This is a genomic window from Salinivibrio sp. MA427 (assembly GCF_001996115.1).
GTDB classification, from domain to species: domain Bacteria; phylum Pseudomonadota; class Gammaproteobacteria; order Enterobacterales; family Vibrionaceae; genus Salinivibrio; species Salinivibrio costicola.
In genome coordinates this window covers 1-1,704 of sequence record NZ_MUFH01000423.1, presented here as the reverse complement: position 1 = coordinate 1,704, position 1,704 = coordinate 1, and the positions used below count along the sequence as shown (strand labels likewise).

Genomic DNA, 1,704 nt, shown 5'->3' with positions numbered 1-1,704 from the left:
TGCAGATACTGCCCAAAACCTTGCATTCAACCATCAAACCCATGCTCACTGCGATGAAAAATCAAATCACCAACATCGAACAAAAACTCGTGAAGTTGATTGAAGCATGCCCTGAATATCAGACTAAAAATACGCTCTTACAAAGCGTGCCTGGCATTGGCAGCATTGCGGCAGCATCTATCATCAGTAACGTCCCTGAGCTGGGCTATATAACTAACAAACAAGCGGCATCTCTCATTGGTGTTGCACCCGTGACAAAAGAAAGTGGGCGATATAAAGGCAAACGGGTGATCCAAGGTGGACGTGCTCAAGTTCGTACCGTGTTGTATATGGCGATGATGTCTGCGATGCAATGTAATCCTGTTTTTAAAGCGACGTATGCCCGATTAGTCGCCGCTGGAAAGCCGAAAAAAGTCGCCATTAYTGCCTGTGTGCGCAAGATGGTAGTGATCTTAAATTCGATGCTTAGAGACGGCGTGATGTGGGATAAAAATCTCGCTAAAATTTAGGATTGACGACATACTCGTTTGTTAACTGACTTTTTCAAAGCGTATAAAGTGCATTTCTAAATCAACGTCAATGTCCAAACAAGAATCGTAGTCGCACCCTACGATATCGCTTACTGCCGATAACCAGAACTTTAGTGCAGCTTCATTTTCCTTCAATACCCGAATTTGCCACTTACCGATATGACGATTCACAACCTCTTTGAATGCACTTTTGCCTATACCTTGTCCCTTAAATTTCCGAAGTACGAAAAACTGGTCGATGTCCAATATTTCTGGAGACGACGGGTACTTACGAACCAATACAAAACCAGCTAAATCTTTACCCACATAAATAAAGTAAGGAACATGACTAGTGCCACTCCAGTAGCAATCTAAAGTTGATGATTTAAACGTGTATAAACCATTTAAGTCTGGATCCCACTTCATAAACTCTGACATATCGTACACATAGTAAGGGAACAAATTCTCCAAAATATGACGAGAATCAGCCTCTATCCGCTTTAGGAATACTTCCATATTTCTCCTAGTCAGTTAACGCCCGAGCACAGCGGCACGAACGTAGTGAGCGTCCGGCGCCGAAGGCGCGTACTGATGCGACTTGTTATGTGATTTGCAAACACGGCTAAACACCAGAATTCACCATGTCTCTTATTTTCGTCGCCTTTTCAAAATGATCTAATTTATGGATTTCGATCCACCACCGCGCTGCCTCCATAAGCACCTCCGGCTGGTCATTCTTATTTTTGAAGAAAGCGTAAAACGACAGGCCAACCCCCGGTCCTTTCTGAGCGATTTTGTGATCGCATACTTCTACAATTTTATCTCTAAGCTCTTGCCGCAAAGTAGTTTTCCTATGCTAGATTGATCACATAACGCCAAATTAAGGTGTGAACAACGCCGCCACCTTAGCTACCGCATTGTGCCATAAACACTAAACTGACTTGAAGTGAGAGTGCCAAGCGTTGTGAACTTCATCTTTTATGCGCTTGTTATAAGTACATTACTCAGAGTGCTTTTTGTATAAAGCTAACTTTGAACTTTCTAACTGACTCAGAAGCACTTCTTTCATTTTGCTTTGACTTATCCCTATTTTGCTCTCTTTAAACCTTACACTATTTACTCGAATCATGAGCTCTGCACTTTTATCTTGTTTAGCGACAAACTCAGGAAATTCAAAAGATATTACACATTACAC

3 protein-coding genes are annotated in these 1,704 nt (G+C 42.0%); 1 reads left to right on the top strand and 2 read right to left on the bottom strand.

The window, feature by feature from the left end; all coding sequences use genetic code 11:
• A partial coding sequence (locus tag BZG79_RS16515) for a transposase (RefSeq protein WP_199878028.1) occupies window positions 1-509 on the top strand: 509 nt, incomplete at its 5' end.
• A 21-nt stretch (window positions 510-530) separates the two neighbouring features.
• Here BZG79_RS16515 and BZG79_RS15245 read toward each other — a convergent pair.
• A complete protein-coding gene (locus tag BZG79_RS15245) occupies window positions 531-1,025 on the bottom strand; it encodes a GNAT family N-acetyltransferase (RefSeq protein ID WP_025744726.1) in 495 nt (164 codons plus the stop codon).
• Window positions 1,026-1,131: 106 nt separating this feature from the next.
• Window positions 1,132-1,350 carry a DUF6500 family protein gene (locus BZG79_RS16845; RefSeq protein ID WP_069362640.1) on the bottom strand — a complete coding sequence of 73 codons (219 nt, stop codon included), beginning with the start codon at window positions 1,348-1,350 and terminating at the stop codon, window positions 1,132-1,134.
• Window positions 1,351-1,704 lie beyond the last annotated feature (354 nt).